The organism is Micromonospora echinospora (assembly GCF_014203425.1).
Lineage (GTDB): Bacteria > Actinomycetota > Actinomycetes > Mycobacteriales > Micromonosporaceae > Micromonospora > Micromonospora echinospora_A.
In genome coordinates, this window is sequence record NZ_JACHJC010000001.1 from 447,884 (window position 1) to 471,756 (window position 23,873).

General features: G+C 73.6%; 22 protein-coding genes. 10 read left to right on the forward strand and 12 right to left on the reverse strand.

Annotated features, from left to right (window positions below; all coding sequences use genetic code 11):
* Positions 1–47: 47 nt before the first annotated feature.
* From FHU28_RS02090 to FHU28_RS02105, 4 genes are all read right to left on the reverse strand, one after another.
* Positions 48–1,478 (reverse strand): sensor histidine kinase, encoded by a 1,431-nt coding sequence (locus FHU28_RS02090; RefSeq protein ID WP_184680324.1) that lies wholly within the window; start codon positions 1,476–1,478, stop codon positions 48–50.
* The gene (locus FHU28_RS02095) at positions 1,471–2,154 is read right to left on the reverse strand and encodes a response regulator transcription factor (protein WP_184680325.1); all 684 of its coding nucleotides are present in this window, start codon (positions 2,152–2,154) and stop codon (positions 1,471–1,473) included. The genes FHU28_RS02090 and FHU28_RS02095 overlap by 8 nt, the downstream gene beginning before the upstream one ends.
* A 68-nt stretch (positions 2,155–2,222) precedes the next feature.
* Positions 2,223–2,735, reverse strand: coding sequence for a hypothetical protein (locus FHU28_RS02100; protein WP_184680327.1), 513 nt, complete (start codon positions 2,733–2,735; stop codon positions 2,223–2,225).
* Positions 2,736–2,843: 108 nt separating this feature from the next.
* A complete protein-coding gene (locus FHU28_RS02105; protein WP_184680329.1) occupies positions 2,844–4,016 on the reverse strand; it encodes a thiolase family protein in 1,173 nt (390 codons plus the stop codon).
* A gap of 98 nt (positions 4,017–4,114) precedes the next feature.
* Between FHU28_RS02105 and FHU28_RS02110 the strand changes: the two genes are divergently transcribed.
* A complete protein-coding gene (locus FHU28_RS02110) occupies positions 4,115–4,549 on the forward strand; it encodes a PH domain-containing protein (protein ID WP_184680330.1) in 435 nt (144 codons plus the stop codon).
* A gap of 3 nt (positions 4,550–4,552) precedes the next feature.
* Here FHU28_RS02110 and FHU28_RS02115 read toward each other — a convergent pair whose 3' ends face one another.
* Positions 4,553–5,494, reverse strand: a complete 942-nt coding sequence (locus FHU28_RS02115; RefSeq protein ID WP_184680331.1) for a rhomboid family intramembrane serine protease — start codon at positions 5,492–5,494, stop codon at positions 4,553–4,555.
* A 25-nt stretch (positions 5,495–5,519) separates the two neighbouring features.
* Positions 5,520–6,050 (reverse strand): peptidylprolyl isomerase, encoded by a 531-nt coding sequence (locus FHU28_RS02120; protein ID WP_184680333.1) that lies wholly within the window; start codon positions 6,048–6,050, stop codon positions 5,520–5,522.
* Between the two features lie 84 nt (positions 6,051–6,134).
* On the opposite strand from FHU28_RS02120, the gene FHU28_RS02125 reads away from it, so the two are divergent.
* Entirely contained in the window at positions 6,135–6,974 is an 840-nt protein-coding gene (locus FHU28_RS02125) for a hypothetical protein (protein WP_184680335.1), read from the forward strand.
* 93 nt (positions 6,975–7,067) lie between these two features.
* Here FHU28_RS02125 and corA read toward each other — a convergent pair whose 3' ends face one another.
* Positions 7,068–8,216 (reverse strand): magnesium/cobalt transporter CorA, encoded by a 1,149-nt coding sequence (gene corA, locus FHU28_RS02130; RefSeq protein ID WP_184680337.1) that lies wholly within the window; start codon positions 8,214–8,216, stop codon positions 7,068–7,070.
* A gap of 334 nt (positions 8,217–8,550) precedes the next feature.
* Positions 8,551–9,645 carry an aminotransferase-like domain-containing protein gene (locus FHU28_RS02135; protein WP_184680338.1) on the reverse strand — a complete coding sequence of 365 codons (1,095 nt, stop codon included), beginning with the start codon at positions 9,643–9,645 and terminating at the stop codon, positions 8,551–8,553.
* A gap of 199 nt (positions 9,646–9,844) precedes the next feature.
* Between FHU28_RS02135 and FHU28_RS02140 the strand changes: the two genes are divergently transcribed.
* Both FHU28_RS02140 and FHU28_RS02145 read left to right on the forward strand, forming a co-directional pair.
* On the forward strand, positions 9,845–10,723 hold the full coding sequence (locus FHU28_RS02140; RefSeq protein ID WP_184680341.1) for a 3'(2'),5'-bisphosphate nucleotidase CysQ: 879 nt from the start codon (positions 9,845–9,847) through the stop codon (positions 10,721–10,723).
* 100 nt (positions 10,724–10,823) lie between these two features.
* Complete coding sequence (locus FHU28_RS02145; RefSeq protein WP_184680343.1) at positions 10,824–12,380, forward strand: glycoside hydrolase family 26 protein; 1,557 nt, start codon at positions 10,824–10,826, stop codon at positions 12,378–12,380.
* 58 nt (positions 12,381–12,438) lie between these two features.
* Here the strand turns inward: FHU28_RS02145 and FHU28_RS02150 are convergent, their stop codons facing one another.
* From FHU28_RS02150 to FHU28_RS02165, 4 genes are read right to left on the reverse strand one after another with little or no spacing between them, the layout of a single operon-like run.
* Entirely contained in the window at positions 12,439–13,353 is a 915-nt protein-coding gene (locus FHU28_RS02150) for a glycosyltransferase family 2 protein (protein WP_184680345.1), read from the reverse strand.
* On the reverse strand, positions 13,350–14,348 hold the full coding sequence (locus tag FHU28_RS02155; RefSeq protein WP_184680347.1) for a sulfotransferase family protein: 999 nt from the start codon (positions 14,346–14,348) through the stop codon (positions 13,350–13,352). The genes FHU28_RS02150 and FHU28_RS02155 overlap by 4 nt, the downstream gene beginning before the upstream one ends.
* On the reverse strand, positions 14,345–14,923 hold the full coding sequence (locus tag FHU28_RS02160; RefSeq protein WP_184680349.1) for a glycosyltransferase: 579 nt from the start codon (positions 14,921–14,923) through the stop codon (positions 14,345–14,347). Before FHU28_RS02160 ends, FHU28_RS02155 begins: the two co-directional genes overlap by 4 nt.
* Positions 14,923–15,399: a glycosyltransferase family protein gene (locus FHU28_RS02165; protein ID WP_030499390.1), complete on the reverse strand. Its 477-nt coding sequence runs from the start codon at positions 15,397–15,399 to the stop codon at positions 14,923–14,925. Before FHU28_RS02165 ends, FHU28_RS02160 begins: the two co-directional genes overlap by 1 nt.
* A 497-nt stretch (positions 15,400–15,896) precedes the next feature.
* Here FHU28_RS02165 and FHU28_RS02170 point away from each other — a divergent pair, with 497 nt between their 5' ends.
* From FHU28_RS02170 to FHU28_RS02195, 6 genes are read left to right on the forward strand one after another with little or no spacing between them, the layout of a single operon-like run.
* On the forward strand, positions 15,897–17,720 hold the full coding sequence (locus tag FHU28_RS02170; protein ID WP_184680351.1) for a Wzz/FepE/Etk N-terminal domain-containing protein: 1,824 nt from the start codon (positions 15,897–15,899) through the stop codon (positions 17,718–17,720).
* Positions 17,717–18,724 carry a DUF3048 domain-containing protein gene (locus tag FHU28_RS02175; protein WP_184680353.1) on the forward strand — a complete coding sequence of 336 codons (1,008 nt, stop codon included), beginning with the start codon at positions 17,717–17,719 and terminating at the stop codon, positions 18,722–18,724. The genes FHU28_RS02170 and FHU28_RS02175 overlap by 4 nt, the downstream gene beginning before the upstream one ends.
* Positions 18,721–20,205: an O-antigen ligase family protein gene (locus FHU28_RS02180; protein ID WP_184680355.1), complete on the forward strand. Its 1,485-nt coding sequence runs from the start codon at positions 18,721–18,723 to the stop codon at positions 20,203–20,205. Before FHU28_RS02175 ends, FHU28_RS02180 begins: the two co-directional genes overlap by 4 nt.
* Positions 20,205–21,410, forward strand: a complete 1,206-nt coding sequence (locus FHU28_RS02185; RefSeq protein WP_184680357.1) for a hypothetical protein — start codon at positions 20,205–20,207, stop codon at positions 21,408–21,410. The genes FHU28_RS02180 and FHU28_RS02185 overlap by 1 nt, the downstream gene beginning before the upstream one ends.
* Positions 21,411–21,427: 17 nt before the next feature.
* On the forward strand, positions 21,428–22,291 hold the full coding sequence (locus tag FHU28_RS02190) for a sulfotransferase family protein (RefSeq protein WP_184680359.1): 864 nt from the start codon (positions 21,428–21,430) through the stop codon (positions 22,289–22,291).
* On the forward strand, positions 22,258–23,871 hold the full coding sequence (locus tag FHU28_RS02195) for an oligosaccharide flippase family protein (protein ID WP_184680361.1): 1,614 nt from the start codon (positions 22,258–22,260) through the stop codon (positions 23,869–23,871). Before FHU28_RS02190 ends, FHU28_RS02195 begins: the two co-directional genes overlap by 34 nt.
* The last annotated feature ends 2 nt before the right edge of the window (positions 23,872–23,873 follow it).

Here is a 23,873-nt window from a genome sequence, read left to right on the forward strand (position 1 = left end):
CCCTCGCGGTGACGACCCGAGCGTTCCGCACCGACACGAGGGGACGGTCAAGCCGATGTTCGAGCCCGGTAAGGATCCGGGGGCACCACGACTGTGAAGGCGGCCCCGCCCTCCGGGGCGTGCCCCGCGGTGACGTCCCCGCCGAGCCGGCGGATCAGCCCGGCGGCCAGCGCCAGGCCCAGCCCGCTGCCCACCTTGCGTACCCCCCGGTACCGCTGGTGCAGCGCGCCCCGCTCGAACGCCACGTTCAGGTCGTCGTCGGTGAGGCCGGGTCCGCCGTCCCGGACCTCCAGCGTCCCGCCGCCCGCCGGGCCGGCGGCCCGGACCGCGAGCACCACCGGCGCCCCCGGCGGTACGACCCGCAGCGCGTTCTCCAGCAGCCCGTCCACGACCTGCCGGACCCGGCCCGGATCGGTGTACGCCGGCACCGGCGCGTCCGGCGTCTCCAGCCGGAACGGCACCCCGAGCGCCGCGCAGCGGCCGGACCAGGCGCGCTCCGCGTCGGCAGCGAGCCGGGCCAGGTCGACCGGCACCGGTTCCAGCGGAAAGTCGACGGCTTCCAACCGGGCCAGCGCCAGCAGGTCGCGGACCAGCCGGTCCAGGTGTTCCGCCTCGGCGAGCACGGTCCGGCCCGTCGCCGGCACCGCGTCGGCCTCGATCACGCCGTCGGACAGCGCCTCGGCGTAGCCGCGGATCGCGGTCAGCGGGGTACGCAACTCGTGCGAGACGGACAGCAGGAACTCGCGTTGCCGACCCTCGCTCGTGGCCAGCGCGGCGGCCAGGCCGTTCAGCGCGTACGCCAGGTCGGCCACCTCGTCGGGCGGCTCGACCGGCACCCGGACCGCCCGGTCCCCGGCGCGCAGCCGCGCGGCGGCGGTGGCGGCGGTCCGGATCGGCCGGGCCAGCCGGCGGGCGAGCAGCAGTCCGGCGGCCGCCCCGGCGGCGAGTCCGGCGAGCAGCGGCAGCCAGAGTCCGCGCAGCACCTGCCGCCACGGCGCGGCGCTACGGGCACGGGTCAGCACCACCCCGTCCCCGCCGGGCAGCGCCCGCGCCTCGACCAGCCGACGTTCCCCGTCGACCAGCCGCCGGCCGGAGACGTTGTCGCCGCCGGCCACCCGTGTCACGAGCGGTCTGGGCAGGCCCGGCGGGTCGGCCTGCCCGCCCCGGATCACGTACACCTCGATCTGCTGCTGACCCAGTTGGCGGATGAGCCGGTCCCCGGCGCCGTCGCGCTGGCGTACCGCCCGCACCCGGAGGACGTCGGCGGCGAGCCGGGCCTGGGCGGCGAGCGCCTGCTGGTCCCGGCGCTCCGCGCCGCGTACCGCCAGGGGCACCGCCACCAGCGCGGTGACGAGCACCGACACCAGCGCCACCGCGCAGGTGGCCAGTACGGCACGGGCGGTCAGCGTCCGCCCGGGCCGCAGCCGGGGGCGGGCCGGACCGGGCGGTGGCACTCCGACGGTGGGGTCCTCACGCATCGGCGGCGTACCCGACGCCCCGGTGGGTGCGGATCACGCTGTCCGGGCCGAGTTTCGCCCGGACCTGCGCCACGTGCACGTCGACGGTCCGGGTGCCGGCGTGCGCCGCGTACCCCCACACGCCGGCCAGCAGCTCCTCCCGGGTGAACACCCGGCCCGGGCGGGCCATGAGGTGGGCGAGCAGGTCGAACTCGGTGGAGGTGAGCTGCACCGGCGTACCGGCGGCGGTGACAGTGCGGCGGGCCGGGTCGAGTGTGACGGCGCCGAGCGTGCGGGACTGTTCGGCGGGCACGCCGGACGTGCGGCGCAGCACCGCCCGCAGCCGGGCGAGCAGTTCACGGGGACTGAACGGCTTGGTGACGTAGTCGTCGGCGCCCAGCTCCAGCCCGACGACGCGGTCCACCTCGTCGTCCCGGGCGGTGAGGAAGATGACCGGTGTCCAGTCGCCGGCCGCGCGCAGCCGACGGCAGATCTCGGTGCCGGCCAGGCCGGGCAGCGCGATGTCGAGCACGCAGGCCACCGGGCGCAGCCGCCGCGCGGCGGCCAGCCCGGCCTCGCCGTCACGTTCCAGGTGTACGCCGAACCCGTCGCGGGTCAGGTAGAGCCGGACCAGGTCGGCGATGGCCGGCTCGTCCTCCACCACGAGGACGAGCCCGGGCGGGGCGGCGGTGGTCACCGGCCCATGATGACCGACCGGCGACCGACCGGCCGGTCAGGAAATGTTCGGATCCGGTAAGGAGAGCGTCAGCGGGCCGACGCCGGTCGGAGCACAGTGGGCCGGGCACCCGCCGGTGGCTCGCCGATCGTGGCGACCACCCGCTCGTCCGGGGCCCGCAGCCGGGTACGGAAGGCGTGGTTGAGCAGCGTGTCGAGCTGCCACACCTGCTTCGGGTGATGGGTACGGATGACGAAACGCTCACGCGCCCCGTCGATGGCTGTCGCCGCCAGCTCCACACTGTGCGCCCGGGGATCGGGGCTCCACGTCACGTTGCTCAGCTCGCGCAGCTCCGTGTTGAGGTGCAGGCGCAGCCGGTGCAGCACCCGGGTCTGCCGGGTGACCACCAGGCGGCGGTGGGTGAGCAGCATCAGGTAGTCGCCGCCGACCGGGTCGTCCGGGCGGCTGCACCGGGTGACCAGGATGGTGGCGTCGCCGGAACCGACGCACCGGCGGAACACCGGCATGTGCCGGGTGACGGTCTGGGTCGCCAGGCCGGTCTCGGCGGCGGCCGGAAGGAACGTTCGCGAGAACACGTCCATGCCCGGTCCAACGACGCGATGACCAGGGGTGATATGGGTCACGCCCGATTTCTGGAACTTCCACACGTGCAAGTCGCACCTACGGTGCGACACCGGCGGCCGGTCGGCTCAGAGCAGCTCGACGATCGTGGCGTTGGCCATCCCGCCGCCCTCGCACATGGTCTGCAGGCCGTAGCGGATGCCGTTGTCCCGCATGTGCTGGAGCATCGTGGTCATGATCCGCGCGCCGGATCCGCCGAGCGGGTGACCGAGCGCGATCGCCCCACCCCGGGGGTTGAGCCGCTCCGGGTCCGCCTCGGTCTCGGCCAGCCAGGCCAGCGGCACCGGGGCGAACGCCTCGTTCACCTCGTACACGCCGATCTCCTCGATGCCCAGCCCCGCGCGGCGCAGCGCCTTCGCGGTGGCCGGGATGGGCGCGGTCAGCATGGTGACCGGGTCGTCGGCGGCGACGACGGCGGTGTGCACCCGGGCCAGCGGGCGCAGGCCGTGCCGGCTGGCCCACTCGGCGGTGGTGACCGCGAGCGCGGCGGCGCCGTCGGAGATCTGCGACGCGGACCCGGCGGTGACCACGCCGTCGGCGCGGAACGGGGTGGCCAGCTCGCCCAGCTTGGCCAGCGAGGTGTCGCGGCGGATGCCCTCGTCGGCGGAGAACTTGCCGCCGTCGGCGAGCGCCACCGGCGCCAGCTCGGCCTCGAACGCGCCGGCGTCCTGCGCGGCAGCCGCCTTGTCGTGGCTGGCCAGCGCGAACTCGTCAAGCTGGGTACGCGAGAAGCGCCACCGCTGGGCGATCAGCTCGGCCCCGACGCCCTGGTTGAACGGTAGCGGCGAGTCCGCCGCGACGCCCTCGACGCCGCGGTAGCGCTCCAGGATCGCCGCGCTGAACGGCATCCCGCCGCCGACGCTGGACCCCATCGGCACCCGGGTCATCGACTCGACGCCACCGGCCACCACCAGGTCGGCCTGGCCGGAGAGAACAGTCGCGGCGGCGAAGTGCAGCGCCTGCTGGCTCGACCCGCACTGGCGGTCGAGCGTGGTGCCCGGGACGGACTCCGGCCAGCCGGCGGCCAGCACCGCGTTGCGGGCCACGTTCCAGGACTGCTCGCCGACCTGCGACACACAGCCCCAGATCACGTCGTCGACCAGGCCGGGGTCGATGCCGGTGCGCTCGGCGAGCGCGCGCAGCACGTGCGCCGAAAGGTCGACCGGGTGCACTCCGGCGAGGCTGCCCTTGCGCCGCCCGACCGGGGTGCGTACCGCGCCGACGATGACCGCGTCACTCATGTCTACTCCCGGGTAACCTTGCTTGCCCCGATAGTACGTGCTGACCGACCGGCCGTCCTCCTCCGGCGAGCGGACGGTGCGGCTGGCATGCTGGGCGGATGGATCCACAGTCGCCACCGGTCCGGCAGTGGCGGGTGCCGCGCGAGGTGCCGGTGCTCAAGGCGCTCGGCGCGCTCGCGCTGCTGGCCCTGGGGCTGCTCTTCGCCGGCGGTGACCCGGTCCGCCCGGGGCTGGCCGGGCTGGCCGCCGCCGGTCTGCTCGCCTGGGCGCTGCGCGACGTGGTCGCACCGGTCCGCCTCGCCGCCGACCCGGACGGGTTGACCGTGTTGCGGGGGTTCGCCGGGCGACGCCGGCTGCCGTGGAACGCCGTGGAGTCGATCCGCCTGGACCGGCGCGCCCGGCGCGGGATCACCGCCGAGACGCTGGAGATCGACGCCGGGGATTCGCTGCACCTGTTCGGCCGCCGTGACCTGGACGCGCCGCTGGACGAGGTGGCGGCGGCGCTGGACGAGGCCCGCCCCACCGCGGGCTGAGGCTCAGCCCAGCAGAGCGGCGGTACGGACCAGGGTCAGGCCGATCAGCGCGACGAGCACGATCACGCAGCCCGCCACCTGGAACGCGGTCCGCCGTGACCGCGGGGCGTACGCCAGGATCAGCGACACCGCCGCGCCGGCCACCAGACCGCCGAGGTGCCCGGCCACCGAGATGCTCGGCACGGTGAACGTGAAGATCAGGTTGATCACCAGGATCGGGACGATCGCCGACGTGTCCCGGCCCAGCCGTCGCATGACCACGAAGATGGCGGCGAACAGACCGAAGACCGCCGTCGAGGCGCCGGCCGTGAACCGGTTCGGCTCGGTGAAGACGTACGCCGCGACGTTGCCGCCCAGCCCGGCGAGCAGGTAGAGCGCCAGGAAGCGCAGCGGTCCGAGCACCGCCTCCAGCGTCCGGCCGAGCACCCAGAGCGCCCACATGTTGAGCAGCAGGTGCAGCACGCCGTAGTGCAGGAACATGGCGGTGACCAGCCGGTACCACTCGCCGTCGGCCACCCCGCCGATGTGCCCGTCGGGGAAGCGCGCCAGGCCGAGCACCGAACCCCACTCGGTGAGCGGGGTCCCGCTGCCCATCAGGCCGCCGAGGCCACCACCGGCCACCGCGGTGCCGCTGCGGGCCGAGGCGATGGAGAGCAGCATCATCAGCACGTTCAGCGCGATCAGCGCCTTCGTGACGTTGCCCTGGCGGCCGGCGGCACCGCCACCGAAGGCGGTACGCGCCGGCCGCACGCTGCGGCGTCCCTCGGCGACACACTCCGGGCACTGGTGCCCGACGGAGGCGTCCCGCATGCACTCGGTGCAGATCGGCCGGTCGCACCGGGAGCAGCGGATGTACGTCTCCCGGCCGGGGTGCCGGTAGCAGACCGGAGTGGTCGGCACCGGGTCCCCGGTGGTGTCGCCTGGCTGGCCGGAGCGCTCAGTCATGCGAGCAAAGGTACCCGCGTGTCGCTCAGGACTGCTGACGCTCGATCTCGACCCGCTCGATCACCACGTCCTGCAGCGGCCGGTCGCTCGGGCCGGTCGGGGTGTTGGCGATGGAGTCGACCACCTTCGCGGACTGCTCGTCGGCGACCTGGCCGAAGATGGTGTGCCGGTTGTTCAGGTGTGGCGTGGGCGACACCGTGATGAAGAACTGCGAGCCGTTGGTGCCCGGCCCGGCGTTCGCCATGGCCAGCAGGTACGGCCGGTCGAAGCGCAGCTCGGGGTGGAACTCGTCGCCGAACTTGTAGCCCGGGCCACCGCGTCCGGTGCCGGTCGGGTCGCCCATCTGAACCATGAAACCGCTGATCACGCGGTGCGAGACGGTGCCGTCGTAGTACGGCCCGCTGCCCGGCTGACCGGTACGCGGGTCGATGTACTCCCGGGTGCCCTCGGCCAGCTCCACGAAGTTGCGGACGGTCTTCGGCGCGTGGTTCGGGAAGAGCTCCAGCCGGATCGGGCCGGCGTTGGTGTGCAAGGTGGCGTAGACAGCCTCGGCCACGGGTACTCCTCACTCGTTGGTCAGTTCCTTGCGGATCCTCCCATGTGCCCGATCTGGCCATGCGGAGGCATCCGAAGGTGGAGGATGACGAAGGAACAACTCCCAGGAGGTGGGACCGTGTTTGGAATCGGGCGGCGAAAGACCCAGGGCCAGCTCGCCAAGGTGGAGCTGAACCAGGGCATCGGTCACCTGAGGCAAGCCGCGACGCACGCGGCGAAGGGTGCCGGCGCCACTGTCGGCCCGCGGGTCCAGGCAGCCCGGGGTGCCGTCGCGCCGACCGCGGTCATTGTCCGGGACCGGGCGTCCAGCGGGTTCGCGTCGACCGCCGCGGCGCTCGCGCCGGTGCTGCTGGCCGTGCGCAACGCCCGGGTCGAGGCCGCCGGTAAGGCGTCGGGCGGCCGCAAGGCGATGGCCGCGAAGCAGTCCGCGATGACGAAGAAGGCGAAGAGCATGAAGGCCGGAAAGAAGAAGCAGCGCAGGTCGCGGGGCATGACCGCGGGCCTGCTGGTGGCCGGGACCGTCGCCGGCCTGGCCGGGGCGATGGCCATGCGGCGGCGCCGCGAGCAGCAGGAGTGGGCCGAGTACGACCCGACCGGCACGCTCGGCGCGACCGGCACGCTCGGCGCGACCGGTCGCGACAAGCTGGAGCCGATGCGGGAGGACGTGGACACGATCGTGGTGGAGACCCCGGACGCGAGCGCGAAGGTGACGCAGGCCGGCCCGACCGGCGCCGGCTCCTCGGCGGTGGCGAAGGGCAGCAGCGCGTCGACCGCCACCTCCGGTAGCCAGCCGGTGATCCACCCGAACGACCAGGTCCCCTCCGTCGCCGAGGGCGCCCGGGACGTCTCGGGTCGCCCGGCCGACGACATCACCAAGGCCGTGCAGGCCGGCAAGAACGCCGCGAAGGCCGCCGGTCGTCGCTGACCCCGTACCGTCGGATCGGCGCCGGCACGCGGGACACCCCGCGTGGCCGGCGCCTCCGCGTGTGAGGCGTCCGGTTCGGCGCGGCGCGAAGGCTTACAGCCAGCCGTTGCGGCGGAACAGGCGGTAGAGCGTGAAGGACGCGGCGAGCATCAGCGCCCACACCCCCGGATAGCCGTACGTCCACCTCAGCTCGGGCATGTTGTCGAAGTTCATGCCGTAGATGCCGGCGATCGCCGTCCACACCGCACCGATCGCGGCCCAGGCGGCGATCTTGCGCATGTCGTTGTTCTGGTCGACGGTGACCTGGGCCAGCCGAGCCTGGAGGATCGAGTTGAGCAGGTCGTCGTAGGAGTTCACCTGCTCGACGGTGCGGCTGAGGTGGTCCTGCACGTCGCGGAAGTAACGCCGGACCTCCTGCGGCACCCACCGGTTGACCTCGGAGGTGAGCGTCATCAGCGGCCGCTGCAGCGGCACCACCGCCCGCTTGAACTCGACCAGCTCCCGCTTCATCTGGTAGATCCGCTGGATCCGGCCGCTGCTCTGCCGGTCGAAGACGTCCGCCTCCAGCACGTCGAGGTCGTCCTCCAGCCGGTCGGCGACCTCCAGGTAGAGGTCGACCACGCGGTCGGTGATCGCGTACGCGACGGCCCACGGGCCGTGCCGCAGCAGTTCCCGCTTCGCCTCCAGGTCGGCGCGGACCGGCGCCAGCCGGCAGGCGTCACCGTGCCGCACGCTGATCACGAAGTGCGGCCCGATGAAGAGCATCACCTGGCCGGTCTCCACCACCTCGGAGTTCTCGGTCAGCTCCGCGTGTTCGCAGTAGCGGGCGGTCCGCAGCACCAGGAAGACGATCTCGCCGAAGTGCTCCAGCTTCGGGCGCTGCTGGGCCTTGACCGCGTCCTCCACGGCCAGCTCGTGCAGACCGAAGGTGGCGGCGATCTCGGTCATCTCGGCCAGGTCCGGCTCGTGCAGGCCGAGCCAGACGAAGCCGTCCCGCTCCTGTCGGGCGGCGGCCAGTGCCTCGGCGTACTGGGCACGGCCGGGGCGGCGCTCGCCGTCGACGTAAAGCCCGCAGTCGACGATCCCGCTTCGCTCCGGGCCGGCCGGCTGGGCGGTACGGGGGGAGCCGTCGGCGTTGAGGATGCGGGACATCGCGCGTACCGGGGCCGCCCAGGCCCGGGGTCGCAGTGCCCGGCCGCCGTCGGGTCCGGCGGTTCGGTCGCGTGCCACCCGGTCCGTCATCTCTCGCCTCCTCTCCCTGGAGCTGCGGCTTGCAGGTTACGCCGACCGGCGGGAGGCGCAGCGCGGGAGCGGGACGGGCGGTGCGACGGATGTCACGCGCCGGCGCCGGGCGGGCCGGGCCGCGTCAGGGGGGTGAGGGGCGACACGGCCCACCCGGCACCCTTGGGGGGCGGGAGTGATGCTGGGCGTGCCGTCGGCCCGGCCGGAGTGGCCCGCGTACGGGCCGGTCACCGGGCAAAGGTGAACGACACTCGCAGCATTGTGGGCTGCCGGCCGGTCCAGCGGGAGTGCCGAACCGGCCAGCGGGGCCTATTTGTCAGAAACCCGACAGAAATCAGCCGCGAACGGCGGCCATCGCCTCCGCGAGCCGCCGGACGCCCTCGTCGATCCGGTCCGCGGTGACAGCCGAGTACGCCAGCCGCAGCGCGTGCCGGCCGCCGTCGACCATGAAGTCGCTGCCCTTCACCACCGCCACGCCGCGCTCGGCGGCAGCCGGCGCGAGCCGGTCCACCTCCACGTCCTCCGGCAGCTCGATCCAGAGGAAGTAGCCGCCGTCCGGCTCCACGAACCGGGCCTCCGGGATGTGCCGGCGCAGCGACTCGGCCAGCACCGCCGACCGCTCGCCGAGCGCCGTACGGACCGTCCGGATCGACTGCTCGATGGCGCCGGAGACGCAGAACTGGTGCACGATCGCCTGGGCCACCATGCCGGGCGAGATGTAGAGGTTGGTGGCGCGCTTCGCGATCGTCGCGATCAGCTCGGCCGGGCCGACCAGATAGCCGACGCGCACGCCCGGGCAGACCGTCTTGGTGAAGCTGGACGCGTGTACCACCACGCCCCGGGTGTCCATCGACAGCATCGACGGCAACGGCTCGCCCCGGAACCGGATGTCCGCGTACGGGTCGTCCTCGAAGATCGTGAACCCGTACTCGGCGGCCAGGTCGAGCAGCTCACGGCGCTTCTCCAGGGAGAGGGTCACGCCGGCCGGGTTCTGGTAGTTGGGGATCACGTGCGCCAGGCGCGGCCGTACCCCGGACTCCAGCAGCTTGCGCAGCTCGGCGGTGTCCAGGCCGTCCGGCTGGATCGTCACGCCGTGCACCTCGCCGCCCATCTGCTGGAGGTTCAGCAGCGTGCGGTCGTACGTCGGGCGCTCGACCACCACCGCGTCACCCCGGCGGACCAGGTGGTCGAAGAGAAACGCGTCGGCCTGCAGCGAGCCGTTGGTGATCAGCACCTGATCGGCCTCGACCCCGTGCTTCTCGGCGATCCACTTCCGCAGGGGCGGGTAGCCGACGGAGGTGCCGTACGCGGTGACCCCGGCGGGGTCGGCGTCGAAGGCGCGGACAGCGGCGGCCTTGAGCCCTTCGACATCGACGATGTCCAGCGAAGGCGCGCCACGGGCGAACGAGATCAGCTGCTCGGCGGTCATGCGCAGAGCCTAGGGCCTGGCCCGGCGGGTCCGACCGCGATACACGCGAAGTTCAACATGCGGGCGGCCGGTGGCGGCGACCTGGGCCGACGGGGGATCCGGGAACCGCTCGCGACTGTCTACGATCCGACGGACGCTGGCGCCGGTCCCACCGGACGCCGAAGGATGACGGGTCGCGGCAGACCCGGAGAGACAGGGGATGGGGCTCGTGACCGAGGACGAGGCGGGACGGCTCGACGACCAGCGGTTCGCGCAGTGGCTGGCGGCCGAGGCCGGCGTGGCGCTCACCGCGCTGCGGGACCGGCAGGGCTTCGCCGACCCGAAGGCGCTCAAGGACGCCGGGGACCGCGCGTCGCACGAGCTGATGACGGCGGCGCTGGCCCGGCTGCGGCCGGCCGACGCGGTGCTCTCCGAGGAGGAGGCCGACGCCCGCCGCGCGTGGGCGGACGGCGAGCGCGCGCCCCGGCACGAGGCGGACCGGGTCTGGATCATCGACCCGCTGGACGGCACCCGCGAGTTCTCCGAGGAGGGCCGGGACGACTGGGCGGTGCACGTGGCGCTCTGGCAGCGTTCCGCCGCGCCCGACGGCGCCCTGGTCGCCGGGGCGGTCGGCATGCCGGCGCGGACCACCGTGGACGGTACGCCGCTCGTGCTCGGCACCACCTGCCCGCCACCGAAGCCGTCCGACGGGCCGATCCGGATCGCGGTGAGCCGCAGCCGTCCGCCCGCGTTCGTGGGCGAGCTGGTCGAGATGCTCGGCGCGACCGCCGTACCGATGGGCTCGGCCGGTGTGAAGGTCTGCGCGGTGGTGACCGGCGAGGTCGACGCGTACGTCCACGCGGGCGGCCAGTACGAATGGGACAGTGCCGCCCCGGTCGCCGTGGCGCTCGGCGCGGGCATGCACGCGTCCCGGATCGACGGTTCGCCGCTGCGCTACAACCGCGCCGACCCGCGCCTGCCCGATCTGCTCGTCTGCCGGCCGGAACTGGCCGACCAGTTGCTCGACGCGATCGCCCGGACCGGGGTCGAGATGCCCGCTTCGACCGTCACCGACACCCATGGTCAGGCGTTCGGTTGAGTGTCACGGTACATACGGCCAGGTGAATGAGGGTTATCGTCGGGCAGGTATGCGTGGCGATCTGAGCCCGGACACGGGCCGCCGACAGCCAGGGAGGGTCATGCCGGCCGATCGAGAGCCGCACAACGCCTTCGGGCAGCCGACCGGCCTGTGGCCGGGTCAGGACATTCCACGCCAGGCACGCGGACCGTCGCTGCCCTGGCCGGAGACCGAGGCCACCTCGTCTCCGCCACCACCGGCCCCGACCGGCGGTGACCTGCCCTGGCCGGAGCACGAGGTGCCCCACACCGGCCACCAGGACGCCGCCTGGGCGCAGGACGAGCCGACGGTCCACGGTGGCGCCGACTGGGCGCCGCAGGCCGGACCGGCGGGGGACGGTCACGCCGACTGGGCGCCGCACGACGAGCCCGGCCGGCCCGGGCCCGGCGCGGCTGCGGGTGGCCCGGCGGGCGAGGCGGGATGGGGTGCGGGCGCGGCGGCGACCGCCACCCTGACCGGACCGCCCCCGGTGGACGCCCCGCACGGGCCGGCCTCCGGTGGGCCCGGCCGGCCACCCGCTCCGCCGTTCGCCCCGGGGACGCCTCCGTCGCCCGGCGGCGCCCGGCGACGCTGGCGCGTGGCGGTCGCGGCGGCGCTGGCGCTGGCAGTGGCCGGCGGCGGGGTCGCGGTGGCCGCGCTGCGGCCCGACTCCGCGAACCCGCAGGCCGGTGAGGCGCCCGGAGCGCTCGGCCCGGCCTCGTCGATGGGACCGGGCGCGCCCGGGACATCCGGCGCCTCGCCGAGCGCCGACCAGGGCCTCGGCGGCAAGCCCTCGGCACGCCCGTCGGCCTCCGAGAGCGCCGGCCCGGGCTTCGCCGGTACGCGACTGACGCTGCCCGGCGCCTCGATCGGCGTGCAGAACGGGGAGACCTTCGGTCAGGCGCTGGCCCGCTCCGACCGGACGTTCGGCAAGCTGCGGATGGCCCGGATCTTCTTCCCCGGCCTGCCGCCGGCCTGGTCAGGCAGCCGGGCGGACGTGGTGGACCGGACCGTTGTGGTGTCCTTCAAGGCGGCGCCGCAGGAGATCAACACCGGCAAGTTCGACTCCCGCCTGACCTCCTGGTTCGCCTCGATCCCGCGCGAGCACAACGTCTACTGGTCGTACTTCCACGAGCCGGAGGACGACGTCGAGCGCGGCGCCTTCACCACCGAGGCGTACCGGACCGCGTGGAAGCGGGTGGCCGGCCTGGCCGGCCGGGCGAACAACCCCAAGCTGATCAACACGCTGATCCTGATGTGCTGGACGCTCGACCAGAAGTCCGGGCGCAGCTTCGACGCGTTCTACCCGGGCGGCGACGTGATCGAGGCGCTCGGCTGGGACTGCTACAACTGGGGCAAGAAGTGGAAGCGGTACGCCTCGCCGCAGGAGATCTACGGCCCGATGATCAGCAAGTCGAAGGCGCTGGGCAAGCCGTGGGGCGTCGCGGAGACCGGCAGTGACCTGGTGCCGGGTGACCCGGGCGCCGGCCGGGCGGCCTGGATCCGGTCGATGACGAACTTCCTCAACGGCCAGCGGCCGGAGTTCGTGGCGTACTACAACCAGACCGTCAGCCAGGGCGACTTCCGGCTGCTCGACCAGCCGAGCATCCAGGCGTGGAAGTCCTTCTGCACGGCCTGATCGCAGCGGAACGACGACGGGCGGGCGACCTCGGTCGCCCGCCCGTTTCGCGTACGCGTCAGATGCCCCGGCCGCGCTTGTGCAGCGTGCGCAGCACCCGGTCGGCCTGCACCGCCCGGCTCGCCACCGCCAGCGCCAGGTAGGCGCGCGGCTCCTTCGGGTTGCGGGCCAGCGTGCGCCGCGCCCAGCGGACCGCGTCCCGCCGGTTGCCCATGGCAGCCTGCGCGAACGCGATCTGCCCGGCCACCCGCGCCTCGCCGTGCGGCACGGTGGCGAACTCCGGGTAGCGGCGCAGCAGCCACTGCAACGCGGTCGAGATGGTCTCCCAGCGCTGCGCGAAGTAGGACCGCTTGTGCCAGCGGACCAGCACGTACGGGCTCTCCACGTTCACCAGCGGGGCGTACCGGGCGGCGCGCAGCAGGAACTCGTAGTCCTCCGCGTAGCTGCCCGGGATCTGCTCGTCGACCAGGCCGATCGCGTCGAGCAGCGCGGCCCGGCGGATCAGGAACGTGGACGGGTGCAGCTCGGTGAGCCGGTCGCGCAGCAGCGCCTCCAGCGAGATCCGCGCCCGGTCCAGCGAGCGGTCCACCGTACGGTCGTCGTAGCTGACCCGGATGCCGCAGCTCACCAGCGCGCCGTCCGGGTGCGCGTCGAGCGCCCCGAACTGGGCGGCGAGCTTGCCGGGCAGCCACTCGTCGTCGTCGTCGCAGAACGCCACCCAGTCGCCGACGGCCGCCTCGATGCCGGTGTTGCGCGCGCCGGCCAGCCCGGCGGTACGGGTGTTCGTGATCACCCGGACCCGGCGGTCACCCCGGTCGGTCTCCAGCGACCGGTCCGGCTCGGACTGGTCGTACACCACTATCGCCTCGATCAGGCCCGGATGCGCCTGGCTGAGGATCGCGTCGAGCGCCGCACGCAGCAGCTCCGGACGGTCTCGCGTCGGTACGACGACCGAGATGGTCGGCCCACTCATGCTCTCTCCACGGACTCGTCGGATCCCCGCTGGCCCAGATAGCCGTAGCGGACCCGCAGGGGAAGCGTGGCCAGGCTGACCACGGCACGACTGCGTCGCGGCAGGCGGTCCCGCCATGCCTCGTCGCGGCGCACTGTCAACGGCCCGCCGCTGAACCGCAACGGGTTGCCGGCGACGCTGTGCGCGCGGAACGGCGCGGCCGGCTCGCTCGCCACGTCGGCCGCTTCCGCCGAGAGGATCCGCAGCGCGGCCGGGTCGTCCGGCAGGCCGGCGAAGTCCCGCACCCGGCGTACGGTGCCGGCCGGGTCGGCGGTGAAGTCCTCGTACCGCAGCCGCAGCACCTTCGCCCGGGAGGCGAGCAGGTGGAACGCCGCGTTCTGCGCGGTCCACAGCTTGCTCACCTCGAACGGCGAGAAGGTCGGCATGAAGTCCTCGCCGTCGACCACCTCGGGACGGCGCACCTGCTTGCCCCACGAGTACGCCACCGCCCGGCTGTCCCGGACCAGGTGCAGCACCCGCAGGTCGAGCCCTTCGGCCCAGCGCAACGCGAACGCGAGCGATGCGTGCTTGCTGGAGTCGACCACCACCCGGGCGCCGGTCACCGCGAGCGCGGCCCGGTAGATCCGGGTGTACAGGTCGGCGTAGCGGCGCACGTCGGCGAGCTGCTCCGGCGGGAGCGCCTCCTTGGCGAGCCGGGGGATGTGCCGGGTCCGGTCGACCCGGTCCTTGAGCGCCAGCACGTCGTCCCGGTCGACGGCGTCCCAGCCGCCGAACGCCAGGTCGCCGACCTGCCGCCAGAACGGGCAGGCGGTGAACCGCTCACCGCAGCCGCACCGCTCGTCGGCCCCGAGCGCCCGCTCCCACAGGTGCACGACCTCACCGACGGCGCACACGTCGCCACTCTGCGCAAGCAGCAGCTCCAGCAGCGTGGAGCCGCTGCGGCCGAGGCCGCCGACGAAGAGGACCCGCGGCGGTGCCGGGTCCGGGCCGCTCATCCGCGCCGCCCGACGGTCCGCTGCCGTACCCGGCTGGCCACCAGGCCGTCGATCACCGCGCCGACCCGGGCGACCGCCTCGGCACGCGGGTCGGGGCGGCCCGGGTCGGCGGCCAGCACGAACCGCTCCGGGTCGGCCAGGCCCTCGTCCAGCGCGGCGACCAGCTCGGCCTCGGACTCGCACAGCCGCACCATGCCGGCCGCGCCCAGGCGGCGGGAGAACAACTGCTGGTGGTTGTCGACGTGCTCGTCGTGCGCCGGGTCGCGGGGCACCACGATCGGCAGGTGGCCGGTGCGCCGGGCCTCGGTGATGGTGGCCGGGCCGCCGTGGCTGACCACGAGCGTGGACTCCGCCATCGCCCGCTGGAGTTCCTCGTGGCCGAGGAACGGGGTGGCCTCGGGCAGGGCCGGGGTGCGGCTGTGCCCGTACTGGAGGACCAGCCGGACCTCGGGCCGGGCGGCGTGCCAGCGTTCCAGCCAGCCGACCAGCCGGTCGAAGCGGTGCACGTCGGTGCCGACCACGACCAGCACGAACGGCCTCGACCGCCGGTCCCTCTGCTGCGGAATGTGCGCCATCAGAGGAGGTTCCCCACGACAGTCGCCTCCGGGTACATCCGGCGCTGCTCCTCCCACTGCACGAGCATCGCGGAGAGGAAGGGCCGGCAGAGCCGGGCGGTGAGCGTCGCGCTGTCGATCCGGTCGTACACCTCGATGTAGACCGTCGGGATCTTGCGCATGCGGGCAGCCACCACGAACGGCAGGGCGACCCCGGCGCCGGTGGTGACGACCGCGTCGACCTGGCGCCGGCGGATGACCTTCAGCGCGAGGAACGCGTTGCGTACCAGGTTCTTGACGTTGCGTGTTGTGGGGTGGTGCGCCCAGACCACGTCCTCGCCGGCGAGCAGCGAGCGCGCGTCCGGGGTGTCGAAGGTTACCCATGCGCGGCGCCGGTCCCGGTACCACGGTTCCAGGGCCAGGAGCTGGGCCAGGTGCCCGCCACTGGACCCCACCAGCAGTACCTGCCCCGAGTCCTCGGTTGACCCGCTCACCACAAACGTCCTCCCGTACGCGGATGACGCGTCCGGATTTTGTGAATGCTCCTCGGACGCGTCCTGACAACCTACTGGCGCGCCCGTGGGCAACTGAAGGGGCCATTGGACGGATCCTGGCTCGCCGGTCGGCTCACCTAGCGATTCCCGTCAACGGGATGCGCGTCGACCGGCCATCGGGCAGGTCAGCCCGGCCGCGCCCGGACGACGGGCCGGGACACCCGAACGAAGTGAGATGTGTCAGGATTCCGTCACCGCTCCGCACGAGAGCCGGCGACGACGTCGGCTTACCGGGGGCAAGTCGGGCCCGGCACCGGGAAACCCGCCGAATGGTCAGCGCCGATCGGCCATTTCTACGCGGGCTGCCCACACCCGGGCAGGCTTACCGGAACGTGAGCAGACTTTCCCTCGTCGTTCGGATCGGGGACACTCAAGGCCACGGTCAGGTCCAGCTGTGCCGTGGACTGCCCGGCTCGGTCGAAAGGGAGCGACAGACTCTGATGCCCTCACCCCATTTGGCCGAGAGCGACGCCGACGGTCTTGCCCTGATGGCCTACCTGGGCTGGCTGCGCCGCCGTTGGTGGATCCTGCTGCTCGCCGCGGTCCTCGGTCTGGGCGGAGGGCTGGCGCTGAGCCAGATCCAGGAGGCGCGCTACACCTCGACCACCTCGCTGCTGGTGCGCCCGCTCGGCTCGGGCGCGGAGAACAACCCCAACGCCAAGGTCAACCTGGACACCGAGGCACAGGTCGTCCGCTCCCTCGTGGTGGCCGAGCGGGCCAAGGCGCTGATGAAGGTCGACACCGGGGCCGACCAGCTCGTCAAGTCGGTGACCGTCAAGGTCCCGCCGAACAGCCAGATCCTCCAGGTGGCGTACGAGGCGAACAGCCCCGAGGGCGCCCAGTCGGGCTCGCACGCGTTCGCCCAGGCATACCTGGACCTGCGCAAGGCCACCGCTCAGAAGACGCTGGAGAACGAGACCAACGCGCTCAAGCAGCAGATCGCCGACCTGCAGAAGCAGTTGAGCGCGGTCGCCGGGCGGATCTCGGCCGCGCCGTCCAACTCGCCCGAGCGGGAGCGGGCCGACGCCGAGCGCCAGGTCATCACCAACCAGATCACCGGCCTGTACAACCGGCTCAACCCGCTGGCCTCGGCCGGCTCCGACCCCGGCGAGATCATTTCCGACGCCCGGCTGCCGGAGCGGCCCAGCTCGCCGAACCGCACGCTGAACCTCGCCAGCGGCATGGGCGCGGGCCTGCTGCTCGGCATCGTGCTGGCGCTGGTGCTGGACCGGCTCGACACCCGGATCCGGCGTGGACGCGACATCTCCGACCGGGTCGGCCTGCCGCTGCTCGTGGAACTGCCGTCGCGCGCGCCGTCGCTCGCAGTCCTGCCGGCCACCCACCGGGTCTCCCGCGAGCTGGGCCGGCTGCGCAACGTGCTGCTCTCCGCGGTGCCCGAAGCGGCACAGGGCGGGCGCGGGCGCCAACTGCTGCTCTGTGACGCCTCGGCCGGCACGGCCGCCGGGTTCGTCGCCGCCAACCTCGCCGCCTCGTACGCCCGTACCGGCCAGCAGGTCGCGCTGATCACCACGAAGCCCGACTCGGCGGTGGGCGCCATCACCGGCGTCGCCGAGGGGCGGCACAGCCTCGCCTCGGTGCTGCGCCGCGACGTGCCCCCGCTCAAGGGGCTCGCGCCGGTGCCGGGGCTGGGCCAGCTCCGGGTGCTGGTGCCGGGCGACCTGGACGCCGAGGTCGAGCTGCCGGTCGCCGGGCTGCTGGAGATCCTGCACGAGCTGTCCGCGCGCTTCGACCACGTGCTGATCGAGACCGCGCAACCCACGTTCGCCGTGGAGGCCCAGGCCCTGGGCCGGTACGTCGACGCGGTGATCATGGTGGCCGAGGCGGGCAAGACCCGCAGCGGCGAGATCACCGCCGCCCTCCAGCAGTTCGAGCAGGTGAACGCGCCGGTGATCGGCGCCGTGCTGGCTCCGCGCCTGCCCGACCCGCCCGCCGGCACCACCCGCCCGGCGACGTCCGGCGGGTCGAGCGCGCCGAGCGCGCCGGCGGCCCCGACCAACCGGCCCAAGCCCCGGCCCAGCCCCGGCCCGTCCGCCGAGTCGACCATGGTGCTGCCGCGCATGCAGTCGTCCCGTCCCGCCCCGGCGAAGCCGGCCGCTCCGGCGCCGCAGATGCCCGGCAAGGCCACCCCGCCCGGTGCCCCGGGCAAGCCGGTGCCGCTCAACGGCACCGGCGGCACCTACCGCTCCCGGGGTGACGGCGACGGCCGCAGCTACGCCCTCGACTCCGGCGAGGACCTGGGGTGAACCGCCGGCAGATGCTCCGCGCCGCCATCGCCCCCGCCGTCGTCCTCGGCGTCGGGACCGGGTGCAGCGAGCCCGAGCCCAAGCCGGGCAAGGTCCAGGTGGTGGACCCGGGCGACGTCACCGCCTCGCCGCCCGCGGCCAGCGCCTCGCCGACCCTGCCCAAGGGCCCGCTGACCGGCGCTCCGGTCAGCACCCCGGCCGCGGCGACCCGCCAGGCGGTCGCGGTGCCGCTGCGGGTGAGCCCCGCGACCACACCGGCCGGCCTCGACGCCGCCGACCTGGTCTACGCCGAGTTCGCCGAGGCGGACACGCTGCACCTGACCGCGGTGTTCCACTCCAAGGACGCCACGAAGATCGGCCCGGTCACCGAGATCCGGCCGGTCGACATCCGGTCACTCACCGTGCTGCGCCCGTTCGTCGGCTACAACGGCGGCCCCACCGGCTTCCTCACCCAGTTCGAGAACTCCGACCTCGACGGCGTCACTCCCGACGACGACAGCAAGGTGTTCTCCGGCGGCTACACGTCGACCGCAGCGCTGCTCAAGGCTGCCCCGAAGGGGGGCCAGCCGCCCACCCCGCCGCTCGACCACGCGACCGACGGCGAGGCGCTCGCCGCCCGCGACCTCGCCCCCGCCACCGAACTCACCGTCTCCGTCGCCGGCGGTCCGCCGATGGTCTGGCGGTACGACCAGGCGAAGTCCGTCTGGGCCGGCAAGATCGGCAAGGTCACCGTGACCGCCGCCTCCGTCATCGTGCTGACGATGGAGTACCGCACGCTCGACGTACGCAACCCGTCCCCGCGCTCGTTGCCCTCGGCGAACGTCTTCGGTGAGGGCGCGGTACTCGCCGTGTCCGGGCCGAACAGCGCCAAGGGCCGGTGGCGCAAGCCCGGCCTGCCCCTGGTCTGCACGCTCGCCGACACCGGCGGCGACCTCCTGCATCCGCAGCCCGGCAACGCCTGGGTGATCTACGCGCCGACCACCGCCAAGGTCTCCGTGAAATGAGCACCGCCACCCCGCCCCGTACCGCGCGCGGGTCGGTTCCGCTCGCCGCGGTGTCACCGCCCGGCGGGAACCGCCTCCGCCCGGTGCGGGTACGGCCGGAGGGCTGGTCGTGGCGGCTGCCGACGGCGTGGCCGCTGATCGCAGTCTTCCTGCTGTACCCGCTGTGGTGGGTGCTCGGGGTGTCGAGCTTCGTGTTCGTCATCTTCGCGGTGCCGATGGTGGCGCAGATGCGCAAGCGCGGGCCGATCCGGGTGCCGCCCGGCTTCGGGATCTGGATGATCCTGCTGCTCTGGGTGTTCCTGTCCGTGCTCACCCTCGACCTCACCGCGCCGAACACGCTGCCGCCCGGCGGCAGCGGCAAGTACATCGGCTGGGGCATCCGGCTCGCCAACTACGTCGCGATGACCGTGACCATGCTCTACGTCTACAACCTGCGCGAGCGGGAGCTGTCCCAGCGCCGGATGGTGCGGCTGTTCGGGTTCATGGGCGTGATCGTGGTGCTGGGCGGCTGGATCGGCTCACTCTTCCCGAACCTCAAGTTCGTCGCGCCGCTGCGCTTCGTCCTGCCGCAGTCGATCGCCGGCCACCCGTACGTCACCTCGCTCATGGAAATCAAGTTCGCCCAGGTGCAGCAGGTGATCGAGGGGGAGGCAAGCTCGCCCCGCCCGTCCGCGCCGTTCACCTACACGAACTCGTGGGGCCAGAACACCGCGATCCTGCTGGTCTGGCTGATCGTCGGCTGGGTGGTGCTGGGCAGGCCGCTGCGCCGTACCGCCGGCGTGGCGATCGCGCTGGCGGCGATCTTCCCGATCGTCTACTCCCTCAACCGCGGCCTCTGGATCGGCATCGGCATCGCCGCCGCGTACGTGGCGCTGCGGCTCGCGCTGCGCGGCCGGATGGTGGTGCTCGGCGGGCTCGCCCTGGCGGTCGGGCTGATCGGCGTGCTGATCGTCGCCACCCCGCTCGGCCGCACCTTCGACGAACGCCTGCAGAACGGGCACAGCGACGACATCCGCACCACCCTGTCGCAGGGCGCGGTCCGGGCGGCCAACCAGTCGCCGATCCTCGGCTACGGCGGCAACCGGGCGCTGATCGGCAGCAACCGGTCGATCGCCATCGGCAAGTCCGAGGACTGCAAGCAGTGCGGCAACCGGGAGCTGGGCAGCAACGGCCAGGTCTGGGCGCTGCTCGTCGGGCAGGGCTGGATCGGCGCGATCTGCTACAACGCCTTCTTCATCTACTGCATCTGGCGCTACCGGCGCGACCACAGCGCCATCGGGATCGCCGGCACGCTCGTGCTCATCCTCATGCTCTTCTTCCAGTTCACCTACGGTGCGATGGAAGCAACACTCGCCTACGCCCTGATCACTGTCGCCCTGCTGGCCCGCAACGACCGGATCCGCCGGTCGCTCGCGCCCGCGCCACCGCAGGGCACGATCGCCGGGCTCCGGGCCCGACTGGAAACGACCGGTGACCGCTGATGGTGTTCCGCGTACCCCCGGACGGCGACGGCCGTGCCGCGTACCTCGGTGAACTGGCCGGGCTGATCTGGCCCGCGCCGGCCGAGCCCAGCCTGCGCCGCGGCGGCGCCGGCTGGGTGGTGGTGCCCTCGGCGGCCCGCCCCCGGCTGCTCGTGCCCACCGGCTCCGGCCGGGCGGCGGCGAGCGCGGTCCGGCACTCCACCGAGGCCGTCGGCCGCAAGGCCAAGCTGGTCCGGCAGGGCCTGGCCACCGCGTTCCGGCTCGGTCTGGGGCCGCTGGTCTTCCGTGACCGGCTGGTCGTCGACGGCGGCGGACTGGACGCGCACCTGGCCGAGGTGCTGGGCGAGCCGGCGCTGGTGAGCCTGCACATCGGGCCGGCCCGCGCGAACCGCAAGCCGGTGCTGCAACTGCTCGCCCCGGACGGCCGGGCCCTCGGGTACGCGAAACTCGGCGTCGACCCGCTGACCCGCGCGCTCGTCCACGCGGAGGCCGATGCGCTGCGCCGCCTCGCCGAGGTGCCGCTCGGCCCGGTGGTCCTGGCCGGGGTACGCCACCACGGCGACTGGCACGGGCACGCGCTGCTCGTGCAGGAGGCGCTGCCGGTGCGGCTGCCCCGGGCCGCCCCGGCCGCCGCGCAGGCGGCCGAGCGCGCGGCCATGGTGGCGGTCGCCGGCTGCCTCGGCGTACGCCGGCAACCGTGGGCGGCCAGCGGGCACGCGACCCGACTCACCGCTGCGGTGGACGCGCTCGGGCCCCGGCCGGAGGCCGGGCGGCTGCGCGCGGTGCTGAAGTCCGTCGCGGACGCCGACCCGGTGGTCGCCTTCGGCGCGTGGCACGGGGACTGGAACGGCGGCAACAGCGCGGTGCTCGCCGACGGGCGGGTGCTGGTCTGGGACTGGGAACGGTTCGAGGCGGACGTGCCGGCCGGGTACGACGCGCTGCACCTGGCGGTGCAGGGCGCGATGAGCCACGACGGGGTGGAACCGGTCGAGGCCGCGCGTACGCTCGTCGCCGGCGCGGCGGGCACGCTGGCGCCGTTCGACCAGGCGGCCGGGGACGCCGACCTGGTCGCCGTGCTCTACCTGGTGGAGCTGGCTGCGCGCTACCTGCGCGACCGGCAGGCGGAGGCAGGTGCGCGACTGGGGCACGTCGACACCTGGCTGCTGCCCGCCGTGGAGGAACACCTGGCCCGCCGGGCCCGGTGAGAGTGAGGAGTGGGGACGTGACGGTGGCCAGGGAGCAGGCGCTCCGCGCGGTGAAGTCGGTGAGTCGGACGGTCGGTCGCTTGACCGCCGGCTCGCGGATGGTGCCGGGATTCCTGATCGTGGGGGCGCAGCGCTGCGGCACCACCTCGCTGTTCAAGACGCTTTCGCAGCACCCCGGCGTGCTGCCGCCCGCGTACCACAAGGGCGTGCACTACTTCGACATGGACTACCACCGGGGGATGAACTGGTACCTCGGGCACTTCCCCACCACGGCCAAGGCCGAAGCGGTGAAGGCCCAGATCGGGGCACGCGGGATCACCGGCGAGTCCAGCCCGTACTACATGTTCCACCCGCTGGCCGGGCAGCGGATCGCCAAGGACCTGCCCTCGGTGAAGCTGCTGGTGCTGCTGCGTGACCCGGTGGAGCGCGCCTACTCGGCGCACTCGCACGAGCTGGCCCGCGGCTACGAGACCGAGTCGGACTTCGAGCGGGCGCTGGCCCTGGAGGAGCAGCGGACCGCGGGCGAGCGGGAGCGGATGATCCGCTCGGCCGCGTACGGGAGCGAGCACCTGCAGCACAACGCGTACCTGGCCCGGGGCCGCTACATCGAGCAGCTGGAGCGGCTGGAGGCGCTCGTCGGCCGGGAGCGGATGCACGTCATCGACAGCGACGACTTCTTCGCCGACCCGCGCCCGTCCTTCGACGCGGTCTGCGACTTCCTCGGGCTGCCCCGCTGGGCGGACATCGCGTTCGGCAAGCACAACTCGCGGTCCCGTTCGCCCATGTCGGCGGAGCTGCGGGCCCGGCTGGAGGACCACTTCGCCCCGTACGACGAGCGGCTGGCGGCGTGGTGGGGACGCGTGCCGTCGTGGCGGCGGTGACCCGGCCGGACGCCGGCGGCACCCCGACGCTCACCGCTCCACCGCCCGGACCGGGCGCGGGGCTCGGCGGCGCGGCCCGGCAGGGCTTCGCGAACCTGGTCGGTGTCGGCCTGGCCGCGGTGGCGGGCTTCGGGCTCAACATCGTCATCGCCCGGGGCTGGTCGGTCCGCGAGGCCGGCATGTTCTTCGCGGCTACCAGCGCGTTCATGATCGCCGCGTCGGCGGCCCGGCTCGGCACCGACGTCGGCACTGTCTACTTCGTCAGCCGCCAGCGCACGCTCGACCGCCGCGACCAGATCCGCGGCACGATCCTGGTCGGGTTGCTGCCGGTGCTCGCGGTCGGCGCGCTGCTCGGCCTCGCCGGCTGGGTGGCCGCGCCGGCGCTGGCCCGCGCCACCATGCCGGAGGCCGGCCCGGAGGCGGTGACCGCGCTGCGCATCCTGCTGGCGTTCGTGCCGCTGGCCGCGCTCAACGACTACGCGCTCGCCGCCTGCCGGGGCTTCGGCCAGATGCGCCCGCTGCTCACAGTGGAGCGGCTCGGCCGCACGCTCGTGCAGTTCCTGGCCGTGGCGGTGGCCGCCTGGCTCGGCATGTCCGCCACCGTGGCGCTGCCGCTGGCCTGGGTGGTGCCGTACCTGCTCGCCGCTGTGGTCGCGCTGTTCTGGTTGAGCCGGCTCGTCGGCCGGGCCGGTCGCCAGGTGACCCGGCCGGTGCCGGCGCGTGAGCTGGCCGGGCCGTTCTGGCGTTTCACCGGACCCCGCGCGGTCAGCAGCCTGGCCGCGATCGTGGTGCAGCGACTGGACATCGTGCTGCTCAGCGCGCTGCGTGGGCCGGCCGAGGCGGCCATCTACACGGCGGCGACCCGGTTCCTGGCGCTGGGCCAGCTCTCCAGCGTCGCGCTGTCCAGCTCGGTGCAGCACCGGCTGGCCGCCGCGTTCGCCCGCAACGACCGGGCCGAGGCGGGCCAGCTCTACCAGGTCGCCACCGGCTGGCTGGTGATCCTCTCCTGGCCCGCGTACCTGATCTTCGCGGCCTTCGCCACGCCGATGCTGGCGCTGTTCGGAGGCGACTACGCCGACGGCCGCCGGGTCGTGGTGCTGCTGGCGCTGACCATGCTGCTGGCCACCGGATGCGGCATGGTCGACATGGTGCTCAACATGGCCGGGCGCACCGCGTGGACGTTCTACAACGCGATGACCGGCACCGTGCTCAACGTGGTCGGCAACCTGCTGCTCATCCCGCGGTTCGGCATCCTCGGCGCGGCCCTGGCCTGGATCGTCTCGATCCTGGTCACCAACCTGGTGCCGCTGACCCAGCTCTGGTGGTCGATGCGACTGCACCCGTTCGGCGCCGGCACCCGTACCGCGATGGCGCTCGCCGTCGTCGCGCTGGGTCTGCCGCTCGGCGCGGCGAGCCTGCTCGACGCCACGACGCCGGTGCTCGCGCTGGTGACCGCCGTCGGCCTGGCCGCGTACGTGGCGGGTGTCTGGCGCTGGCGGCGCACCCTGAACCTCGACGCGCTGCGGGCCCTGCGCCGCGGCCGCAACCGCGCCGGGTCGGACCCGGCCGCCCAGTCCTGACC